The sequence below is a fragment of the Parabacteroides sp. AF17-28 genome (assembly GCF_003479205.1).
In the GTDB taxonomy this organism is placed as follows: domain Bacteria; phylum Bacteroidota; class Bacteroidia; order Bacteroidales; family Tannerellaceae; genus Parabacteroides; species Parabacteroides acidifaciens.
Map to the genome: position 1 here is coordinate 68,951 of NZ_QUGV01000015.1, position 18,084 is coordinate 87,034.

18 protein-coding genes are annotated in these 18,084 nt (G+C 46.6%); 7 read left to right on the plus strand and 11 right to left on the minus strand.

The window, feature by feature from the left end; genetic code table 11:
• The first annotated feature begins 6 nt into the window (after positions 1 to 6).
• Both rfbD and DWW90_RS12210 read left to right on the plus strand, forming a co-directional pair.
• Positions 7 to 873 (plus strand): dTDP-4-dehydrorhamnose reductase, encoded by an 867-nt coding sequence (gene rfbD / locus DWW90_RS12205; RefSeq protein ID WP_122345164.1) that lies wholly within the window; start codon positions 7 to 9, stop codon positions 871 to 873.
• A 28-nt stretch (positions 874 to 901) separates the two neighbouring features.
• Positions 902 to 2,482 (plus strand): peptide chain release factor 3, encoded by a 1,581-nt coding sequence (locus DWW90_RS12210; RefSeq protein ID WP_122345165.1) that lies wholly within the window; start codon positions 902 to 904, stop codon positions 2,480 to 2,482.
• Between the two features lie 92 nt (positions 2,483 to 2,574).
• Here the strand turns inward: DWW90_RS12210 and DWW90_RS20955 are convergent, their stop codons facing one another.
• From DWW90_RS20955 to DWW90_RS12235, 6 genes are all read right to left on the minus strand, one after another.
• Entirely contained in the window at positions 2,575 to 2,703 is a 129-nt protein-coding gene (locus DWW90_RS20955; RefSeq protein ID WP_255418864.1) for a hypothetical protein, read from the minus strand.
• Between the two features lie 81 nt (positions 2,704 to 2,784).
• Entirely contained in the window at positions 2,785 to 3,480 is a 696-nt protein-coding gene (locus tag DWW90_RS12215) for a YjjG family noncanonical pyrimidine nucleotidase (protein ID WP_122345166.1), read from the minus strand.
• On the minus strand, positions 3,477 to 4,349 hold the full coding sequence (locus DWW90_RS12220) for a hypothetical protein (RefSeq protein ID WP_122333222.1): 873 nt from the start codon (positions 4,347 to 4,349) through the stop codon (positions 3,477 to 3,479). Before DWW90_RS12220 ends, DWW90_RS12215 begins: the two co-directional genes overlap by 4 nt.
• 18 nt (positions 4,350 to 4,367) lie before the next feature.
• Positions 4,368 to 5,072: a 16S rRNA (cytidine(1402)-2'-O)-methyltransferase gene (gene rsmI / locus DWW90_RS12225; RefSeq protein WP_122345167.1), complete on the minus strand. Its 705-nt coding sequence runs from the start codon at positions 5,070 to 5,072 to the stop codon at positions 4,368 to 4,370.
• A gap of 13 nt (positions 5,073 to 5,085) precedes the next feature.
• The gene (locus DWW90_RS12230) at positions 5,086 to 5,844 is read right to left on the minus strand and encodes a hypothetical protein (protein WP_122345191.1); all 759 of its coding nucleotides are present in this window, start codon (positions 5,842 to 5,844) and stop codon (positions 5,086 to 5,088) included.
• Between the two features lie 582 nt (positions 5,845 to 6,426).
• Positions 6,427 to 7,842 (minus strand): ATP-dependent RecD-like DNA helicase, encoded by a 1,416-nt coding sequence (locus DWW90_RS12235; RefSeq protein WP_122345168.1) that lies wholly within the window; start codon positions 7,840 to 7,842, stop codon positions 6,427 to 6,429.
• 93 nt (positions 7,843 to 7,935) lie between these two features.
• Here DWW90_RS12235 and DWW90_RS12240 point away from each other — a divergent pair, with 93 nt between their 5' ends.
• From DWW90_RS12240 to DWW90_RS12250, 3 genes are read left to right on the plus strand one after another with little or no spacing between them, the layout of a single operon-like run.
• Positions 7,936 to 8,565, plus strand: coding sequence for a hypothetical protein (locus DWW90_RS12240; RefSeq protein ID WP_115499659.1), 630 nt, complete (start codon positions 7,936 to 7,938; stop codon positions 8,563 to 8,565).
• Positions 8,566 to 8,574: 9 nt separating this feature from the next.
• Entirely contained in the window at positions 8,575 to 9,402 is an 828-nt protein-coding gene (locus DWW90_RS12245; protein ID WP_122333225.1) for a DUF3822 family protein, read from the plus strand.
• Positions 9,390 to 9,947, plus strand: a complete 558-nt coding sequence (locus tag DWW90_RS12250; protein WP_122333226.1) for an RsmD family RNA methyltransferase — start codon at positions 9,390 to 9,392, stop codon at positions 9,945 to 9,947. Before DWW90_RS12245 ends, DWW90_RS12250 begins: the two co-directional genes overlap by 13 nt.
• Here the strand turns inward: DWW90_RS12250 and cls are convergent.
• From cls to DWW90_RS20645, 3 genes are read right to left on the minus strand one after another with little or no spacing between them, the layout of a single operon-like run.
• The gene (cls, locus tag DWW90_RS12255) at positions 9,919 to 11,364 is read right to left on the minus strand and encodes a cardiolipin synthase (RefSeq protein WP_115499662.1); all 1,446 of its coding nucleotides are present in this window, start codon (positions 11,362 to 11,364) and stop codon (positions 9,919 to 9,921) included. The two genes, DWW90_RS12250 and cls, sit on opposite strands and share 29 nt — an antisense overlap.
• Before the next feature lie 37 nt (positions 11,365 to 11,401).
• Complete coding sequence (locus DWW90_RS12260; RefSeq protein WP_233547733.1) at positions 11,402 to 11,908, minus strand: DUF6169 family protein; 507 nt, start codon at positions 11,906 to 11,908, stop codon at positions 11,402 to 11,404.
• Positions 11,905 to 12,060, minus strand: coding sequence for a hypothetical protein (locus DWW90_RS20645; protein ID WP_199662195.1), 156 nt, complete (start codon positions 12,058 to 12,060; stop codon positions 11,905 to 11,907). The genes DWW90_RS12260 and DWW90_RS20645 overlap by 4 nt, the downstream gene beginning before the upstream one ends.
• A gap of 198 nt (positions 12,061 to 12,258) precedes the next feature.
• On the opposite strand from DWW90_RS20645, the gene DWW90_RS12265 reads away from it, so the two are divergent.
• Positions 12,259 to 12,852: a rhomboid family intramembrane serine protease gene (locus DWW90_RS12265; RefSeq protein ID WP_122345169.1), complete on the plus strand. Its 594-nt coding sequence runs from the start codon at positions 12,259 to 12,261 to the stop codon at positions 12,850 to 12,852.
• A gap of 110 nt (positions 12,853 to 12,962) precedes the next feature.
• Here the strand turns inward: DWW90_RS12265 and DWW90_RS12270 are convergent, their stop codons facing one another.
• Together DWW90_RS12270 and DWW90_RS12280 are read right to left on the minus strand one after the other, a co-directional pair.
• Complete coding sequence (locus tag DWW90_RS12270) at positions 12,963 to 15,770, minus strand: TonB-dependent receptor (RefSeq protein WP_122345170.1); 2,808 nt, start codon at positions 15,768 to 15,770, stop codon at positions 12,963 to 12,965.
• Positions 15,771 to 15,999: 229 nt separating this feature from the next.
• The gene (locus DWW90_RS12280; protein WP_122345172.1) at positions 16,000 to 16,551 is read right to left on the minus strand and encodes an RNA polymerase sigma-70 factor; all 552 of its coding nucleotides are present in this window, start codon (positions 16,549 to 16,551) and stop codon (positions 16,000 to 16,002) included.
• A gap of 272 nt (positions 16,552 to 16,823) precedes the next feature.
• Between DWW90_RS12280 and DWW90_RS12285 the strand changes: the two genes are divergently transcribed.
• On the plus strand, positions 16,824 to 17,882 hold the full coding sequence (locus DWW90_RS12285) for a FecR domain-containing protein (protein ID WP_122345173.1): 1,059 nt from the start codon (positions 16,824 to 16,826) through the stop codon (positions 17,880 to 17,882).
• Positions 17,883 to 18,084: the final 202 nt, after the last annotated feature.

The following is an 18,084-nucleotide window of genomic DNA, read 5'->3' on the forward strand; positions in this document are numbered from 1 at the left end:
AACAAGATGAAGACGATATTAGTAACAGGGGCTAACGGGCAATTAGGCAACTCGATCCGTCTGCTGGCTGCCGGCTATCCGCAGTTCGCATTCGTGTTTACGGATGTGGATACGCTCGATATCTGCGACGCTCCGGCGGTGGATGCGTTCGTGCGGGAAAAGAAAGCGGACTATATCCTGAACTGTGCCGCTTATACAGCGGTGGATAAGGCTGAGGATGACGAAGCGCTTTGCCTCCGCATCAACCGCGATGCAGTGAAGAACCTGGGCGAAGCGGCCCGTGCCGTAGGGGCGAGGGTGATACATGTCTCTACGGATTATGTGTTTGACGGAACGAACCATCTTCCGTATGTGGAAACGGATGCGACTTGTCCGGCTTCTGTCTACGGGCGTACGAAGTTAGCGGGGGAAGAGGCGTTGTTAGCGGTTTGTCCGGATGCGGTGATTATCCGTACGGCATGGTTGTATTCCGAGTTCGGGAATAACTTTGTCAAGACGATGTTGCGGTTAGGTGGTGAACGTGAACAGCTGTCGGTTGTTTTCGATCAGGTCGGTTCGCCGACGTATGCAGGTGATTTGGCAGCGGCTATCCTAACTGTGTTGGTGCAGGCTGAGGAAGGCGCTTTCGTTCCGGGTATCTATCATTTCTCCAATGAAGGCGTTTGCAGCTGGTACGATTTTGCGGTCAAGATCATGGAGTTGGGAAATGCTCCCTGCCATGTCCTCCCGATCGAATCGAAAGATTATCCGGCAAAAGCAGCCCGCCCGCATTTCAGCGTCCTGAACAAAGCGAAGATTAAAGCGACATACAAAATCGATATCCCGCATTGGGAAGCGAGTTTGCGTAGGTGTATAAATACGCTTTCCAAATAAGTAACAAAACGAAATAAGATAAATAACAATGAGTCAGTATTCAGAAGAGATTGAGAGAAGAAGAACGTTTGCTATTATCAGCCACCCGGATGCCGGTAAGACGACTCTTACCGAAAAACTATTGCTCTTTGGTGGTGCCATTCATGTGGCAGGTGCCGTAAAGTCCAACAAGATCAAGAAGACGGCAACTTCCGATTGGATGGAGATTGAAAAGCAGCGTGGTATCTCTGTCGCAACCTCCGTGATGGCTTTTGACTATTCCGGTCATAAAATCAACATCCTTGATACTCCCGGTCACCAGGATTTCGCCGAAGATACGTTCCGTACGCTGACGGCTGTGGACAGCGTTATCATCGTGATCGATACTGCAAAGGGTGTGGAAGCGCAGACCCGCAAACTGATGGAAGTCTGCCGTATGCGCAAGACCCCCGTGATTGTTTTCGTCAACAAAATGGACCGCGACGGTAAAGACCCGTTCGACTTGTTAGACGAGATCGAGGAAGAACTGCATATCAACGTCCGCCCGCTCAGCTGGCCAATCGACATGGGACAGCGCTTCCGGGGTGTCTATAATATATACGAACAGAAACTGAACCTCTACACGCCGAGCAAGCAATATGTGACGGAGAACGTAGAGTTTAAGGATATCAACAGCCCGGAGCTGGAAACTTATATCGAACCGGAACAGGCCGAAAAGCTTCGTTCCGATATCGAACTGATAGAAGGCGTTTATCCGGAATTTGACGTCGCTACCTATCTGAAGGGCGATATCGCGCCGGTATTCTTCGGTTCTGCCTTGAATAATTTCGGTGTGAAGGAATTGCTGGATTGTTTTATCAACATCGCCCCTTCCCCCCGTCCTGTTGCGGCAGTGGAGCGTGTGGTCGATCCGGAAGAGGATACCTTCTCCGGCTTCATTTTCAAGATTCATGCCAATATGGACCCGAACCACCGCAGTTGTATTGCTTTCGTCAAGATTTGTTCCGGCCGCTTCGAGCGTAATGCGAACTATAAGCATGTCCGTTTCGGCAAGATGATGCGTTTCAGCAGTCCGACGGCTTTCATGGCGCAAAAGAAAGAGGTGGTGGATGAGGCTTTTGCCGGCGATATTATCGGTCTGCCGGATACCGGAAACTTTAAGATCGGTGATACGCTGACTTCCGGCGAAGATCTCCACTTTAAGGGCTTACCGAGCTTCTCGCCCGAGATGTTCAAATATATCGAGAATGCCGATCCGATGAAGGCAAAGCAGCTGAACAAGGGTATTGAGCAGCTGATGGACGAAGGTGTCGCACAGCTTTTCACGAACCAGTTCAATGGTCGCAAGATTATCGGTACGGTCGGGCAGTTGCAGTTCGAGGTAATCCAGTACCGCTTGCTGCATGAATATGGCGCGCAGTGTAAGTGGGAACCGATCAGCCTTTATAAAGCCTGTTGGATTGAAAGCGACAATGCCGTCGCCCTCGAAAACTTCAAACGGCGTAAAGCCCAGTATATGGCACTCGACAAAGAGGGACGCGATGTCTACCTGGCCGATTCGGGATATGTCCTGACAATGGCTCAGCAAGATTTCCCGGATATTAAGTTCCATTTTACGTCGGAGTTCTGATAATCGGGACTGAAATAAATGAATAAGAAACGGGGAACCGGCAGAAGAGTTATTCTTCACCGATTCCCCGTTTTATTTATAGAGAATATAAATTACTTCTTGTCATCCTCATCTCCTTTCAGCCATTTGCGGCCGGAGCGTGTGCGGGTGGTCCACCACATCAGGATAAGTACGATTACTATCCCTGTCAAATACACTTGTGTCAACGGATCTATTATCATGAGTTTGTTTGTTATCCAATAATAGATAATGATGCAAATATAGTATATCCTTTAGATTATAATGTGGGAAGGACGGAAAACTTACAAAATATTTTTTATCTCCAACAGGCTGCCAACCGTATATGTCGGTGTAAATCCTTTTGCCGGCAGCCCTTCCGGGTTAAGCCATAGCTGGTCTATCCTGGAGTTGTGGGCACCGACGATGTCGGCTTCCCAGCTGTCGCCGATCATTAGGGTTTCGCTACGGCGGGAATTGGTGTTTTTGAGGGCGAAGTCGAATATCCCCTTATGCGGTTTCTGGATGCAGGCATCTTCGGAAAGAACCATCTTTTCGAAGTAAGGCGCGAGGCCGGAATTGCTGAGTTTCTTGAATTGTACTTCCCGGAAACCGTTGGACAGGATATACAGGCGGTAGGAGGGGCGCAAGTATTCCAACAGCTCGATTGCGCCCGGCACGAGGCGTGTCTTGCGGGTAGTGCGTTGCAGGAAGTCGTTGTTGATTGCCAATACCGCATCCTTGTCTTCTATCCCCATCGGGCGGAGCATGTAGCGGAACCGTTCGACGATCAGTGTCATGCGGTCTATCTCATTGTTGCGGTATTGTTCCCATAGCAGGTTGTTGTGTGGCCAATAGATGTCGAAGAAAGCCTCGAAGGAGGCATAATACCGGTCAAAGTGGTGAGCGGCATATAGTTCTTCGAGGCATTCTTTATTGTTGTGGTACGTATCCCAAAGGGTGTCGTCCAAATCTATAAAAAGACTTTTATATCTTATCATCCTACTTCTATCACCAGATATTTACCTAAGCTCCAGAACGCTTTTTCGTCTGTAATCTTCAGCGTGATGTTGCCGTCTTCATCTTTTACAAACTCATAAGAACCTTCCGGATGGTTGGATTTCAGTTTTGCTTTGCCGGCGAACAGAGGAATCTCTTTCACTTCGCGGATGTCGATAGAGATGAAATAGTCCTTGTTGAAGCCGCTCTGCAGCACTTTGGACTTGGAGAACAGGCCTCCGCCTGAAAGAATCTTCTGGTCTTTCAGCTCTTTGGATGTACCGAAGCAGTAGTAAGCTGTGTTAAGAGCCTTGTCCTGTTCCTGTAGCTTTTCAGACTGTGCGGCGGTTGTTGTTGCCAAGCCTTCCACATCTTCGTTCAGCGAAGCAACCATTTCGTCCAGTTCCTGGATGCGTACGTTCTTCTTTGCCAAGTCTTCCTGCAAGGTGACGATCATGTTTGCCTTCTGGTCCAGTTCGGAAGAAAGGCGGCTGATTGTTTTGCGCAGGGCTGCCGACTGAATTCCGCTCTTTTTCAGCTTCTCTTCCAGTTCGCTGATCTGCTGTTTATTCTTTTTCAGCGTTTCGCTGATCAACTGCATATTTTCTTTGATCTGTTCGCGGTTGCTCTTGTTCAGATCGCCTTTTTGCTGTTGGATATTGAGATAGTTTTCAGCATCACGGATAGACTGGATGTCAGCCTCCACGTCGTTGAGTGTGCCGAGTATCTCGTCCATCTCGGAGTTTGCTTTCGTGTTTTCAATTCTCAGAGAGTCGTTTTCTGCTTTCAGCTTCTTGTATTCCGCTGAATTTTGTCCGCAGGAAGACAGCATGGCTGCGCAAATCGTTGTTGCAATTAATACCTTTTTCATTTTCTTTTTGTTGTTACGTTAAACTTCTGTTCCTGTCTCTTTGTCCTTTTTATCTTTTAAGCCTGCTAAAACTATAACAATTTCTCCTTTCGGTTCGTTCACGGTGAAGTGGGCGATTACCTCTTCGAGCGTGCCGCGCACTGTTTCTTCGTGTATCTTGGATATTTCGCGCGATACGGAAACGGGACGGTCATTCCCGAAAAACTCGGTAAGCTGTGTCAGTGTTTTGACCAGCCGGAAAGGGGATTCGTAAAAGATGATGGTGCGAGGTTCCGTCGAAAGTTCTTTCAACCGGGTCTGCCGTCCCTTTTTCTGGGGCAGGAAACCTTCGAAGCAGAACTTCTCGTTGGGAAGTCCTGATGCGACGAGTGCCGGCACGAAAGCGGTTGCTCCCGGCAGGCATTCCACCTCCACGCCCTGGCGTACACACTCGCGCACGAGCATGAAACCGGGATCGGATATCGCGGGGGTTCCGGCGTCGGACACCAATGCGATGTTTTCGCCCGCCTTGATACGGGCTGCCACCTGTTCCACGGTCTTATGCTCGTTGAACTTGTGGTGCGACTGCATCCTGTTCTGTATCTCGAAATGCTTGAGCAGAATGCCGGTAGTACGGGTGTCCTCCGCTAAAATGAGGTCGACCTCTTTCAGCACGCGAATCGCCCGGAAAGTCATGTCCTCCAGGTTTCCGACGGGAGTGGGTACTACTGTTAATTTTGCCATAATCCTTTATTCTTTAGAGGAAACGTTTTTCGAGCAGCTTGATAAAATCGGCCACCGCTTCATCTTCTATGTTCCATTTTAATTCGTTATTCAAATATGTGATCGAGTCTTCATAAGAATGAATCTCGTTCAGGTCGTTGATAGCCTTGTTCATCCGTGCTTCGTCACCTCCGAACAGTTCGCGACGGAAACGGAAACGGTCGTTCAGGCTGAAGGCTTTCCTGAAGTCGGAAAGGTTTTTCTTTTCCAGGATATCGTTCAGGAATAATCCTCCACGCTCTGCCGTCGTCGCCTTATTCGGTACTTCCACTGCGGGCGGAGCCGGTTCGACGAGCGGTTCGGGCTTGACGGCCACCGGCTCTTTCACCGGAATTTCTTCGCGGGGTGCTTCCGTGACAACCTCTTCCGGAGTGGCTTCTACTTTTTCCGGTTGTTCGGCAATAACCGGGTCGGCTACTGCGGAAATTCGCTCGGGAGCGATATTTTTTGGTTCGGGAGCTATAATTTTTGGCTCCTGTACCGTTTCTGCCGGGGCGGCAACCGATGGAGGGATGGACTGGATCAAAGCCTGATGTTCTTCCATCTGTTTGCGCAGCATCTCGATCTGAGCAGCTTCCAGCGAGTGGAGGTCTTTCAGAATCTTATGCGTGAGGTCGAAAGTCTGGCTGAAGAAAGACACCGGGTACACTTCTGCATCCCGCATTCCGGCAACCAACGTTTCAAGCTCCCGAATATCCAGAAGCAGATAATCTATTTTTTCTTTATTTGCCATTCCTTTTTTTACCATTCATGAAAACCAATAAGCCGGCTTTCGTTTATATTGCAACAAAAATAGGCATTTCTTATATATGTAACGAGTTTATTGTATGAAATATTGTTATTCCTTCACGGCCCTTTCGGTGTATGCACATCGACAAATCATCATTTATCGGTTCAAATATTCTTAAAACTTAAACAAGTGGGAAGGTCCTGACTCGTCAAGATCGCTTGCGAAATGGTATTGCAGTACTTCATGGGTTTATAGTGCCGTAAAGGAATGAATAACCCGGCAGATAGAATGAACGATGCGGGAGGTGTACTCCTTCCATACCCATACGCTATTCATGTTACAGCCGTGAAACAAAAGAAATCCAATTGTAACATAGAAGGAAAACGGTTGTAACATGAAAAGAATACAGCTGTAACATGCAATAGAAGACCGATGTTTACCCGTTATTGATTCACTTTTTGCCAGATGTGAAACAAATGATGATTTAACGGGGTGTTCTTCGATGCACACGGAAATACCAAACAGACTCTGCCGAAACAAAAACAAGCCCCGAAGGTGGAAACACTTCCGGGGCTTCGTCGTTTATTATTCTTCAAACTCTTTCGGCAGGTTGACCAGATAGAGTCGGTGGGTCGCACGTGTAAAGGCCGTGTAGAGCCAGCGATAAAAATCTTCGCCCAGCATCTCCTCGGTGATGTAGCCGATATCCAGGAAAACGTTCATCCATTGTCCGCCCTGTGCCTTGTGGCAGGTGACGGCATAGGCAAACTTGACTTGCAGGACGTTGTAGTGCGGGTCGGCCTTCATCTTTTTCATCTTGCCCGCCTTTGTCGGTATGTCGTCGTAATCTTCAAGGATGGTGTAAAACAGTTTATCGTTCATCTCTTTCGGTAGTGCAGGCGCGTCTGTCTGCAACGTGTCGAGCAGGATTTTGACATCCATCTCGAGGTCGTAGTCCTGAAAACGGACCAGTACGTCTGCGAAGCGGAAACCGTAAAGCTCGTACGTCCTTCGTACACGGAGCACCTGCACGATCTCGCCGTTCGCGATAAAGTCCATCTCCTTGCAATCGGCCGTCCAGAAATAGTTGTTTTTGGCCACCATCAGGCGGTCGCCGGACGAAAGTTCCTCCTCGCGGTAGAGGATACGGTTACGGATGCCGTTATTATATATGGTAGCCCTCTTATTGGAGCGGGAGATGATCATGGTATCCTCGATCCCGTCCCGGCTGTAGGCGGAAGATATCTCTTCGATCAGTTCGTCTCCGTTCACCTTCCTGAAGTCGGTAAAGCCTTTCAGCCGGAGCTTGGGAAATATTTCCACTGCATCATTCCGTAAGGCGTCCCTGAGGCGAGTGGCATTGAACAGGATTCCGGAGTCTTCACTTTGGCGGACCACTTGGGTAAGCGTGATTTCCTCTACTTTCAGATTGTATCCCTGCAGGACTTGCTGGCTGAGAGCGGGGCTTTCGGACTGCATGACAGGAGGTAGCTGCGCCACGTCGCCCATCAGGATCAGCCGGCAGTTCTCGCCGGAGTAGACATATTGGATCAGGTCGTCCAACAGACGTCCCGTTCCGAAGACGAACGAGTCCAACCCGTCGTTGGCGATCATGGAGGCTTCGTCAACGATGAATAACGTGTCTTTGTGCAGGTTGTCAGCCGGATGGAAGCCTGTCGGTTCGTTGGAGAACGCTTTCTGGCGGTATATTTTTTTATGGATCGTGTAGGCTTTCTGTCCGGCATAACCGGAAAAGACCTTTGCCGCCCGTCCGGTCGGAGCCAGAAGAATACTTTTTTGCTTGAGTTCCGCCATCGTCTTCACCAGTGCGCCGACCAGCGAAGTTTTTCCCGTTCCTGCATATCCTTTTAGCAATAGCAACGAATCCGTCTCTTCCGAAAGCAGGAAATCAGTCAGCCTGTTTAATGCTAAAAACTGGTCTTCGGTCGGATTATATGGGAAATTTTGTGTAATTTGGCGGCTTAAATAACTATTTATCATTTTGATCGCAATAATTTTCGCGATAAAGGTAGTGTATTAAATATTCTTTTTTAAATTTGCCGAACGAAATAAATTCAAAAAACAATATAAACCATGAAAGTTACATTAAAGATTTTATTGGCTGTGGCAGTATTACTGCTTGTGTACATGTGTTACAGAAGTATTATGGGTCCGATCGAGTTTAAAGAAGAAAGGGATCGTCGTGAAACTTTAATCAAGGCGCGCCTGATCGATATCCGTAAGGCTCAGATCGAGTATAAGAACCTTCACAAGGTGCACGCAGCAAATTTCGATGAACTGAGTAAGTTCTTAAAAAACGAGAAAATACCGTTCTTGATTAAGGAAGGTGTATTGACTGACGAACAGCTCGAGAAAGGTATGACAGAAAAAGAAGCCGTGAAGAAAGGCTTGATCAGACGTGATACCAACTGGGTAACTGCAGTGGATACATTGTTTGGTAGCAGTTATAATGTAGACGACATGCGTAACGTGCCGGGAACAAGCGTGCAGTTCTCAATGGATACGGCTACACTGACTTCCGGTTCCGGATATACAGTGAAAGTATTCCAGTGCGGTGTTCTGTATGACGACTATCTGGGCGATCTGGACAAACAGTTGGTTTACAACTTGAAGGATAAAGCCGAAAAGATGAACAAATATCCGGGTCTGCGTGTCGGTTCTATTGAAGAAATCAATAACAACGCAGGTAACTGGGAAGATTAATGACAGCCTATGGCTATCGACGTATCTGATAAGTTAACAGCAGATTATTCGGAAAGTTATATAATGTCCATCCGGCTTCGGTCGGGTGGACTTTCTTTTTCCGCATACAGTCCTTCGGTGAGCGAAAGTTTCCTGTATAGGGATATGGAGTTTGACCGGGCTAAACCGTATTTCTCTTCCCTGAAGGAATGTTTCTTCGAGAATGATTTCCTGACCTGGTCTTATAAGCAGGTCAATGTGCTTTGTGCATCTCCCCAATATACGCTTGTCCCGAAAGAAGTCTTTCAGGAAAAGCAGAAAGCGGAGTTGTTGGCGTTTACTTTTTCCTCGCCGGAAGGGTATTGTCTGAGTAATGAACTGAAAGACGAGCAGGCCGAACTGATATTCGGAGTAGATGAGGAAGTCTATGAGTTTTGTTCCCGCTCGTTGATCAATCCCCGTTTCGTTCATCATGTCACCCCGCTGCTTTCTTTGTGGAAGAAGCAGAGCCGTACGCGCCTGCCACGCCAGTTGTATGCCGTGTTGCATCGCCGGAGGATGGATGTGGCATGCTATGCACAAGGGAACCTGCTTTTCGTCAACTCGTTCGAGTATGAACATCCGGACGATATTTTATATTATATATTATATGTATGGAAGCAGACCGGAATGGATCAGCAAAAAGACCAGTTGCGCCTTTTCGGTGAAGCAGCCTTGCGCAGCAATATCACGAATACGTTGCGGAATTATTTACAATATATTGATCCGCTGGAGATTCCTTCCGAAGCCTATCTTATGGGGCCGGAGGTGATACAGGCTCCGTTGGATCTAATTGCCTTATCATTATGCGAATTATAAGTGGAATATACGGACGGCGTCGTTTTGATGTCCCGTCTACGTTCAGTGCCCGTCCGACGACGGACTTTGCCAAAGAGAATATCTTCAATGTCATTTCCAACCATATCGACTTTGAAGGATTGGATGCGCTCGACCTGTTTGCCGGAACGGGGAGTATCTCGTTTGAGCTGCTTTCACGTGAATGTCGTAGCGTGACGGCTGTCGAGAAGAACAATGCGCATGCCTCTTTTATCGCCAAAGTAGCCAAGGAATTGAAAACGGAATCGTTGCACCTGATTCGGGGCGATGTCTTCCGTTATCTGCATTCCGCCCCGGCAAAGAGCTTTGATTTTATTTTTGCCGATCCACCCTATGCTTTAAAAGAATTGCCGGAAGTGCCGGGACTGGTTTTTGAACGTGACTTGTTGCGTGATGGTGGAATCTTCGTGATGGAGCATCCGAAGACAAACGACTTCTCCGGTTTGCCTTACTTCTACCAGCACCGTGTCTACGGTTCGGTGAACTTCTCTATTTTTATCAAAGAAGAGGAGAAAAGAGACGCATAAACGACTCGGCTAAGCGTTGCTTGCGCGGGCGTTTGAGCCAGCGTGACGGGACCAGCCTTTCGCAGCTGTGCATGTCGTGCATGAATACCTTTTTCATCTGCCGGGCAAAGGAAGGCTGGTAAACAAATGCATTGATTTCGAAATTGTGTTCGAAACTGCGGAAGTCCATATTGGCGGAACCGATGCAAGTGAGCGCATCGTCCGTCACTAACAACTTTGAATGCAGGAATCCCGGTTTATAGAAATAAACCTTTACGCCCGCCTTTACCATTTCATCGATAAAAGAATGTGTTGCCATGTTTGCCGTGCGCGTGTCCGAGCGTTTGGGGAGCATCAGGCGTACGTCCACGCCACCTAAGGCTGCTATCTGCAAAGCCTGGTTGAGTCCTTCGGTCGGCAGGAAATAGGGCGTTTGGATAAATACATACTTCTTGGCGTTGGCAATCGTGAAGATGGCGGCCTGCAGCAATGTGCGCCATTGCCCGACGGGGCCGCTGGTGCATATCTGCATGATGTTGTCATCCGAATAGACCGGGACGAGCGGGTAATATATCTTATCGTTCAGAAGTTTCTTGCTGACTACGTACCAGTCGATCAGGAAAGCCGCCTGCAATCCGTGTACGCCTCTTCCTGTGATCTTGAAATGTGTGTCCCGCCATGTTCCCCAATCCGTTCCTTTCGTGTAGCGGTCTGCAATGTTCATGCCACCCATAAAGCCTACTTTGCCGTCTATGACGACAATCTTCCGGTGGTTCCGGTAGTTCACCTTGCTGGTCAGGACCGGGAACGCTACTTTCAGGAAGGCGTTAACCTCGATACCTGCATCCTTCATCTCATTGAAGAACTTATCTTTTACTTTCCAGCAGCCCACATCGTCGTAGAGGAGACGTACTTCGACGCCCTCCCGTGCCTTTTCCATTAACAACGTCTTTACTTTGTTCCCGATTTCATCATCGCAGAAAATGTAGTATTGGATATGGATATGATGTGTTGCCTTGGCAAGTTCTTCCAGCAAGTCGCGAAACTTGTCCGTCCCGTTCGTATAGATCGTGATGTTGCTGCCGTAGAGCAGGGACGACTGGTTGCTGTTTGTCAATAGCGTGACTAATGGCTGGTAGGGGGCAGGGACAGAGCAGCTGTCCTGTGGGAGTTTCCCTCCCTGCGGCCGTTTCATGATGCGCTTGTAGGTGCGGCGCGAGATGATACGCTGTTTCCGGTTGTCCTGTCCGAAGAAGAAATAGAAGATGATCCCGACACCGGGGGCAAGTAGTAGTACGACTACCCAGGGAATCGTTTTCAGCGGGTTCCGGTTTTCAGTGATGATAACCAGCACCAGTCCCAGAATAGTGACGCAATATAATATGATGAATATTATCCCCACTATCCATTGTATATGTATGTGTATAAGTGCCAGCATTCCGGATGTTTCTGTTTCTTTTTTCAGCCGCTTACTGTTATTCAGGTTTTTGGCTGAGTAGTTGAATCGATTCGGTAAACTCCGCAATAATTTCAGACAGATGCGGATTATTGTTGCGTAAAATGATTGTTGCAAAGTTTACAATACCGTCAGCATCTACTATTGACGATGACAACATTGTGAAAAGAGCCTTTCGATTATAGGTGGAAAACCAATATTCGAACAGGCGGCTGCGCATACGTTGCTTGTTGTCTCCTGTTTCACAAATGTAGAGGAGTGTGGAATTATTACAATAGAAGAACTCGTCAACGATCGAGATGATTGTGTCGCGGACTTTCCGGTCACGAGGAGATTTGTGATTATTGATATTGGCAATAATCAATTGGAATGAATCTCTTGTAAGCAAAATATCATCCTCCATGAAGCCGATGGAATAATGCGCACCGCCATCCGTGAAGAACTGATAGAATCCTGCTTTGCCGATCGACTCCACCAGATAAGGGGCATCAGCGTTGATACGTTCAATCGATAAAGGCTCTATCATAGAGCAAAGAATTTTTCAGCATCTTTGCCTGTGCGTTCTTTATATGTCTCTTTCATGGATTTCTCCAATAGGGTGAGGCATTCTTGTTTCTTTACCTTTGCTGCTTGAAATTTGGCAAGGGCCTCCTCTCTTGTTATCTTTCTTTTCGTCATACACTTGTTTTTTTATCCTTTGTACCACAAAAATAATGATTTGTGCTGACAATTAATCTTATTTCGGGAGTTTTGTTCCATTGGAATGATATATCTCCATGTAAGCAATAATGTCAGGTTTACTTAATAAGCGGCTTGTTAGATATGACTCTGTTTGGAATTTTACTACTTTTGCCGCCATTAAATATTGAACAGGTTATGATTACTTATATTATTATCGGGATTACGGTTGTCGTGTCCTACATCTGCTTCGGCAACCAGGAGTTGTTCCGGAAGTTGGCTTTCATCCCTTACCGCACGGTTCATAATCATGAATGGTACAGGCTGATTACGCATGGCTTTGTGCATGCCGACATGACACACTTGCTTGTGAACATGTTTACCTTCTGGTCATTCGGGACGTATATGGAGAGTGCTTTCCGTTATATGGGACTCGGTACGGGCGGTTACTTGGGACTGTACTTCGGCGGAATGGTCGCAGCTTCGATTTACGACATGATCCGCCGTCGCAATGATCCTTATTACGTCTCGATTGGGGCTTCGGGAGCTGTTTCGGCTGTTCTGTTTTCCTCCATCTTACTAAACCCTTGGGGGAAGATTCTGTTTTTTGCCGTGCTGCCGATACCGGGTATTATTTTCGGTGTGCTCTATTTAGCTTATTGCCAGTATATGGCAAAGCAGGCGGGCGATAACATTAATCATAATGCCCACTTTTACGGTGCACTTTATGGCTTGCTCTATCCGGTTATCCTCGAACCTTCACTCCTTCGGGTTTTCCTCTCTCACTTCTGATAATGGCAAATTGAAAACGTCCTGTCCTTTGACGAAAAAGATGCCGTCCATTTATATAAAAGATGCCGCCCTTTCTGAGAAAAGGACGGCATCTTTTTGAAACGGATTTATTAGAACCTTCCACCCGGGCCACCATGGCGCGGGCCTCTTCCGCCCGGTCCCTGTACGTCGTTCATGCTGGCACCACCTTTAAAGACGCTGAAGCGGTAGATGAAATGTACCATAAAGTAGCTGCTTAGCGTGTTATACTCCGTATCCTGCGTATAGCTGGCGGTTACACTACGGGAGATGTTGCTGCGTTGTTTCAGGATATCGTATATCTTGAAACGAAGCGTTGCCTGCTTCCCTTTCAGGAATGATTTGGAGGCGGAGGCATTCCATAATACTTCCTTTTGCTTGAATCCGTCGGAATATCCGGAGTTTGTCGACCAGGTGATGTCGCTTTCAACTTTGAAATCGAGCGGGAGGTAGATTGTTGTTGTTCCCCCCAGCCCATAGTTGAAAGCGTTCAGGTCACTTTGCCCCTGGAGTGAGTTCTGAGTCCCGTTATAGCGGATGTTGCCGTTCAGTCCGAGGTCCAGATAGTCGGAACGGAAGTCGATACCGGCGCGTTCCATCAAAACAAGGTTCTTATTCGTATTCTTTTCATCGTTGATGAACCCGTTACTGTTGGCATAGGAACCCATCGTCATCGAGTTGATCGAGAATTTCCGGTTCTTGAGCGGTGTGTTGAACAGGATGCGGAGGTTACCGTTGTAATTCCCGTTCACGTTGTCATACGTCGTCATTTTCTTACCGGTATTTCCGACATAGACGGATTTGTTGACGATGTCGTTGATGATATAGTTGAAGTTCAACATCATCATCATAGCCGTTTGCTTCTCAGGTATGAACTTCTGGAAGCGGGCGGACAGGTTGTTCGTGTAGGTCGGTTTCAAGTCCGGATTACCCATTGTCGTGTTCAGCGGGTCGGATATATCGGCAACGGGCTGTAACTGCGTCATACTGGGCTGGCTGGTCCGGCCGCGGTAGTTAATGCGGAGGTTTGTCCGTTTGTCAAACTTGTAGTTGAAGCGAACCATCGGTGAGAGGTTCACTACGTTGCGCGACAGTTTGGATAGTGTCGTGTCACCTACGAAGTTCTCACTTGTGCTGTGTGACGGGTCCACAGTCAGACCGACCGTGTAATCGTATTTGGCGCGGACAGCCTTGAATGCAAGGCTGACCTGCTGGTTGATGAAGTTATTCCGGTAACTCTTGCTGTAGGCCGTATCGAGCAGATTATAGTCGTCGCTGCCCTCTTCCCGCGTGTAGGAGTTTTTCAGTGACTCCTGTTTGTTCTGGCGAATGCTGTAGGTCGCCTGGATAAAGTTGTTATGCCCGATCGGTTCCACCCAGGAAAGGTAAGCCCGGTAGTTGTAGCCTTTATTGTCGTAGCGGAAACGCTGGTCAATCAATTCGTTTTCCTGTCCGGCGGCCATCATCATGTATTCCGTATTGGAATAGTTCAGTCCCTTATTATAGGAATCGCTCAAGCCTCCCGAGAGAGAGCCGCTGAAGACACGTCCTTCACTGTTCAGCTTCCGGCTGAATTCGAGTGTGGCATTGACATTGTAGCCTTCGCCATCGGAGAGGTAGTCCGATTCGCCGACGTTGACAGTGTCTCGCAGGCCGTTCAAGGTGTTGAAGCGGCTTCCCTCGCGGCTATGGCTGTTGCTGTAGCTGAAGTTCGGACGGAAGATGATTTGGGTGAGCGAGTCCGGCTTCCATTCCATACGGATGTCAGCGGCCACATTGTCGCTCCGAGTGTTGCTGTTGTTGTTTTCATTATAAAAAGAGGTGCTATCGCCGGGCAAGATATTTTGCCGGTTACTTTTGCTGATAGCGTCGTTATCGGAATGGGAATACCGGAGGTTTCCGCCGACAGTCAGTTTCGGATTGAACTCTTTACTGAAGTTGAGGCCGATATTGCCGGAAGTCGTGATACCGTTACCGGCTCCGCCACCGCCCCGCCTGCCGCGCGGTCCGCCCATTCCTGAAAACATGGTGGAAGCAAGATCCGAAAACCCCATATTGTTCGTATTGTTGATACCTCCCATCAAGGTCAACTGGTCGTTGTTAATAAAGCGATTCACCATGAAGTTCCCCTCATACCGGTCCTCGCTGCCGTAGCCGGCAAAAGCGTTCCCGAACCAGCCCTGTTTCATCCCGGGCTTGACAGTCAGGTTGATGACGGTCTCTTCATCGCCGTCGTCGAATCCGGTCATCCGGGCCATATCGCTCAGTCTGTCCAATACCTGTACTTTGTCAATCATCTTCGACGGCAGGTTCTTGGAAGCTACTTTCGGGTCGTCGGAGAAGAACTCCTTCCCGTCGATCAGCACTTTTTTGATTTCTTTTCCGTTGACGGTGATTTTTCCTTCGCTGTCTATTTCCACGCCCGGCATCTTCTTCAACAAATCTTCCAGCATGGAACCTTCCGTTACCTTATAAGAGTCGGCATTATATTCCATCGTATCGTTGCGCACCGTCACTTCCGGGGCTTTCCCGATCACGACTGCTTCACCCAGTTGGATCGCTCCGTCGCTCAAGGCGAGTTTACCCAATTTGACCGGATTTGTCTTTCCCGTAATCTGCAGGGGTTGATAAAGCGGATCGAATCCGACAAACGATACGTGCAGCAGATAGCTGCCGTTTTTAATATTCTTAAGAGTGAAAGCCCCGTTACGTGAAGTCGCGACACCTCCGACCATCGAACTGTCTTTTACGCTAAGCAAACGAACCGTCGCCTGTTCGATCGGTTCATTAGTCCCCTCCTCAACCACCGCTCCGGTGATGTCTACGCCGCCGCGCTGTGCATATGTCGGCATAGTCAACAGAATTAAAAACAGAATTGCAAAATACCTTCCCAGTTTCATAACTTTTGTTTTATCTTATCTGATATTAAGTACGAAAAGATAGACACGGAAGCCTCCCGGAAGTTTAACAAGACTTGGACGGATTTTGATTTATTAACGAATAAGTGTTGCATTAGGCCAGCAGGAAACTTGTTAATGAGGATGTCATTAATATTTTTGCCACCCTCGAAAATATTGATGGGGGCGTCGGAAACATTTATGAGGGTGTCGAAAATAAATTTCCTGCTTATCAAAAGATAAAAGCAAGAAGCGGCAAATAGTCCTTTAAACTGTGACGGAGTATTTTTAAAGCCTGTGATATTCTATACTCGACGGTTTTTATGGATATACCGAGTCTATCGGCTATCTGTGCATTTGTCTTTTCTCCGAAACGGCTAAGTATGAATGTATCCCGGTAAGTCTCCGGCAGGTCGTCTATGGCTTTCCTGATATTTGCAGTCAGTTCGTTGACAAAATAGTAGTCCGGATCTTCAAACTGATCTTTGATTTTTTCATAAATCTGGTTATGGATGCGTTCATGATATTGGTTTTTTTTGATCGCGTTCAAGCAGCGGTGTTTAGTGGAAATAAACAGATAAGATTTCAAGGACGTCTCAATTACGAGATTTTCTTTCGTCTCCCAGATGAAGAGCATGAGTTCCTGAACAAGTTCTTCTGAATCATCATCGGAAATATATTGGGAGGCATATTCACAAAGTGGTGAGTAATACTTGACAAATAGTTGTTTGTAAGCATCTTCATTCCCTTTTTGTAATAAAGTTATCAGATCATTCTCTTCCATATCCCTCTACCATATGAATTAAAAATTACGTTTTTTCATAATCTTTGGACAAATGTAGGAAAAAAACAGATAGATCACCATGTCGGATTATATCTTCCAGGTCAACAGTACCAAAATTTGCGTTCATTTTTTCTTGAAATCTATGTAGTTGGCTATTCCTCTATTGATTTGTTATTTTTTTTAAAGATATAATTCGGTCAAAGCAAAAATTCCGGAATATTTTTGCAAAACTGTTTAGGGTGACTCCTCTTGGCATTTGTCGTATATATAGAATGAGATCAGAAAAGACATCTATGACGGTTGATAATCCGGGGAGTTCTGCTATTTTGAAATACATCCGGAATACTGCTTCTGAAGAGGAGCGGGTACAAATTGATATTTGGTTGAAAGAAGATCCGGAGCATGAGAAAACTTTATTGCAAATAGCCCGCATCTATTATGCCAATCAAACTCAAGAACGTATTGCTTCACGTAATTCTTTGTGGGCTTATAAGAAGGTTAAAAAACGAATAGATAATAGAAGAAAAAAACTGTGGCTATATCGGGCTTCAGTTGTTGCTGCTTGCTTTATAGGTGTTTTGGCCATGTCGACAGTCATTTCGTTTTTGTTGCATAAGTCTTCGATGCTTACACCGCAACAAATAACGGTTTGTGCGAATAGAGGCGTGCGAACTTGTTTGGACTTGCCCGATGGCTCAATCGCTTATTTGAATTCCGGAAGCACACTTTCTTATCCATTATCCAATGATGGAAAAGAAAGGCGGGTAATGTTATCAGGGGAAGCTTATTTTTCTATAAAACATGATGCGGAGCGTCCTTTTATCGTTAGTGTGTTCGAAGACAAGATGAAAGTGAAAGTCCTCGGGACAGAATTTAATGTTCAGGCTTATAAAAATGATAATATCATACAGACAACTTTAGTAACAGGATCGGTTAACATTGAAACGAAAAATATAAATGGGGAGACAATTGAAAGAAATTTGTCTCCGGCTGAAAAAGCTATTTATGATTTGTCGAATAAAACCTTGGACGTTATAAAAGTGGATGTTGAAAGTGAGATTGCTTGGAAGGAGGGACGCTTGATTTTTAAAGAGACACCTCTACCCGATGTATTGAAAAGCTTGGCTAACTTTTATGACGTAGATTTTGAAATTCGGGACTCGGTACTTAATTCATACCGTTTTACAGGTACTTTTAATAATCGGCAGTTACCGCAAGTCCTGGATTATCTACGGATATCTTCTCGAATTAATTATTCGATAAAGCGAATGGAGGCGGATGACAGCTTGTCCGAACAACGAGAACTGGTGGTACTTCAAAAGATGAAATGATAATAAGTTTTCTGAATATAAATGTTGAACTTAAATTTAATGCTTATGAGATAAATTAGAGAAAAAGGATGTAAAAGTAGAGAGTCTGACGAAGAAATATTCGTGATTTCCTTCGCCAAAATAATTAAGAGTCTGTATTTCCAGACTAAATTTTAATCTTAAATCAATAATTACAAGTATGGCTAAAAATGATGATGGCTGG

Bases quoted from the DNA above. Each gene is read 5' to 3' on its own strand.
- rfbD (WP_122345164.1), top strand. From the start codon at position 7: ATGAAGACGATATTAGTAACAGGGGCTAACGGGCAATTAGGCAACTCG.
- DWW90_RS12210 (WP_122345165.1), top strand. From the start codon at position 902: ATGAGTCAGTATTCAGAAGAGATTGAGAGAAGAAGAACGTTTGCTATT.
- DWW90_RS20955 (WP_255418864.1), bottom strand. From the start codon at position 2,703: ATGATAATAGATCCGTTGACACAAGTGTATTTGACAGGGATAGTAATC.
- DWW90_RS12215 (WP_122345166.1), bottom strand. From the start codon at position 3,480: ATGATAAGATATAAAAGTCTTTTTATAGATTTGGACGACACCCTTTGG.
- DWW90_RS12220 (WP_122333222.1), bottom strand. From the start codon at position 4,349: ATGAAAAAGGTATTAATTGCAACAACGATTTGCGCAGCCATGCTGTCT.
- rsmI (WP_122345167.1), bottom strand. From the start codon at position 5,072: ATGGCAAAATTAACAGTAGTACCCACTCCCGTCGGAAACCTGGAGGAC.
- DWW90_RS12230 (WP_122345191.1), bottom strand. From the start codon at position 5,844: ATGGCAAATAAAGAAAAAATAGATTATCTGCTTCTGGATATTCGGGAG.
- DWW90_RS12235 (WP_122345168.1), bottom strand. From the start codon at position 7,842: ATGATAAATAGTTATTTAAGCCGCCAAATTACACAAAATTTCCCATAT.
- DWW90_RS12240 (WP_115499659.1), top strand. From the start codon at position 7,936: ATGAAAGTTACATTAAAGATTTTATTGGCTGTGGCAGTATTACTGCTT.
- DWW90_RS12245 (WP_122333225.1), top strand. From the start codon at position 8,575: ATGGCTATCGACGTATCTGATAAGTTAACAGCAGATTATTCGGAAAGT.
- DWW90_RS12250 (WP_122333226.1), top strand. From the start codon at position 9,390: ATGCGAATTATAAGTGGAATATACGGACGGCGTCGTTTTGATGTCCCG.
- cls (WP_115499662.1), bottom strand. From the start codon at position 11,364: ATGCTGGCACTTATACACATACATATACAATGGATAGTGGGGATAATA.
- DWW90_RS12260 (WP_233547733.1), bottom strand. From the start codon at position 11,908: ATGATAGAGCCTTTATCGATTGAACGTATCAACGCTGATGCCCCTTAT.
- DWW90_RS20645 (WP_199662195.1), bottom strand. From the start codon at position 12,060: ATGACGAAAAGAAAGATAACAAGAGAGGAGGCCCTTGCCAAATTTCAA.
- DWW90_RS12265 (WP_122345169.1), top strand. From the start codon at position 12,259: ATGATTACTTATATTATTATCGGGATTACGGTTGTCGTGTCCTACATC.
- DWW90_RS12270 (WP_122345170.1), bottom strand. From the start codon at position 15,770: ATGAAACTGGGAAGGTATTTTGCAATTCTGTTTTTAATTCTGTTGACT.
- DWW90_RS12280 (WP_122345172.1), bottom strand. From the start codon at position 16,551: ATGGAAGAGAATGATCTGATAACTTTATTACAAAAAGGGAATGAAGAT.
- DWW90_RS12285 (WP_122345173.1), top strand. From the start codon at position 16,824: ATGAGATCAGAAAAGACATCTATGACGGTTGATAATCCGGGGAGTTCT.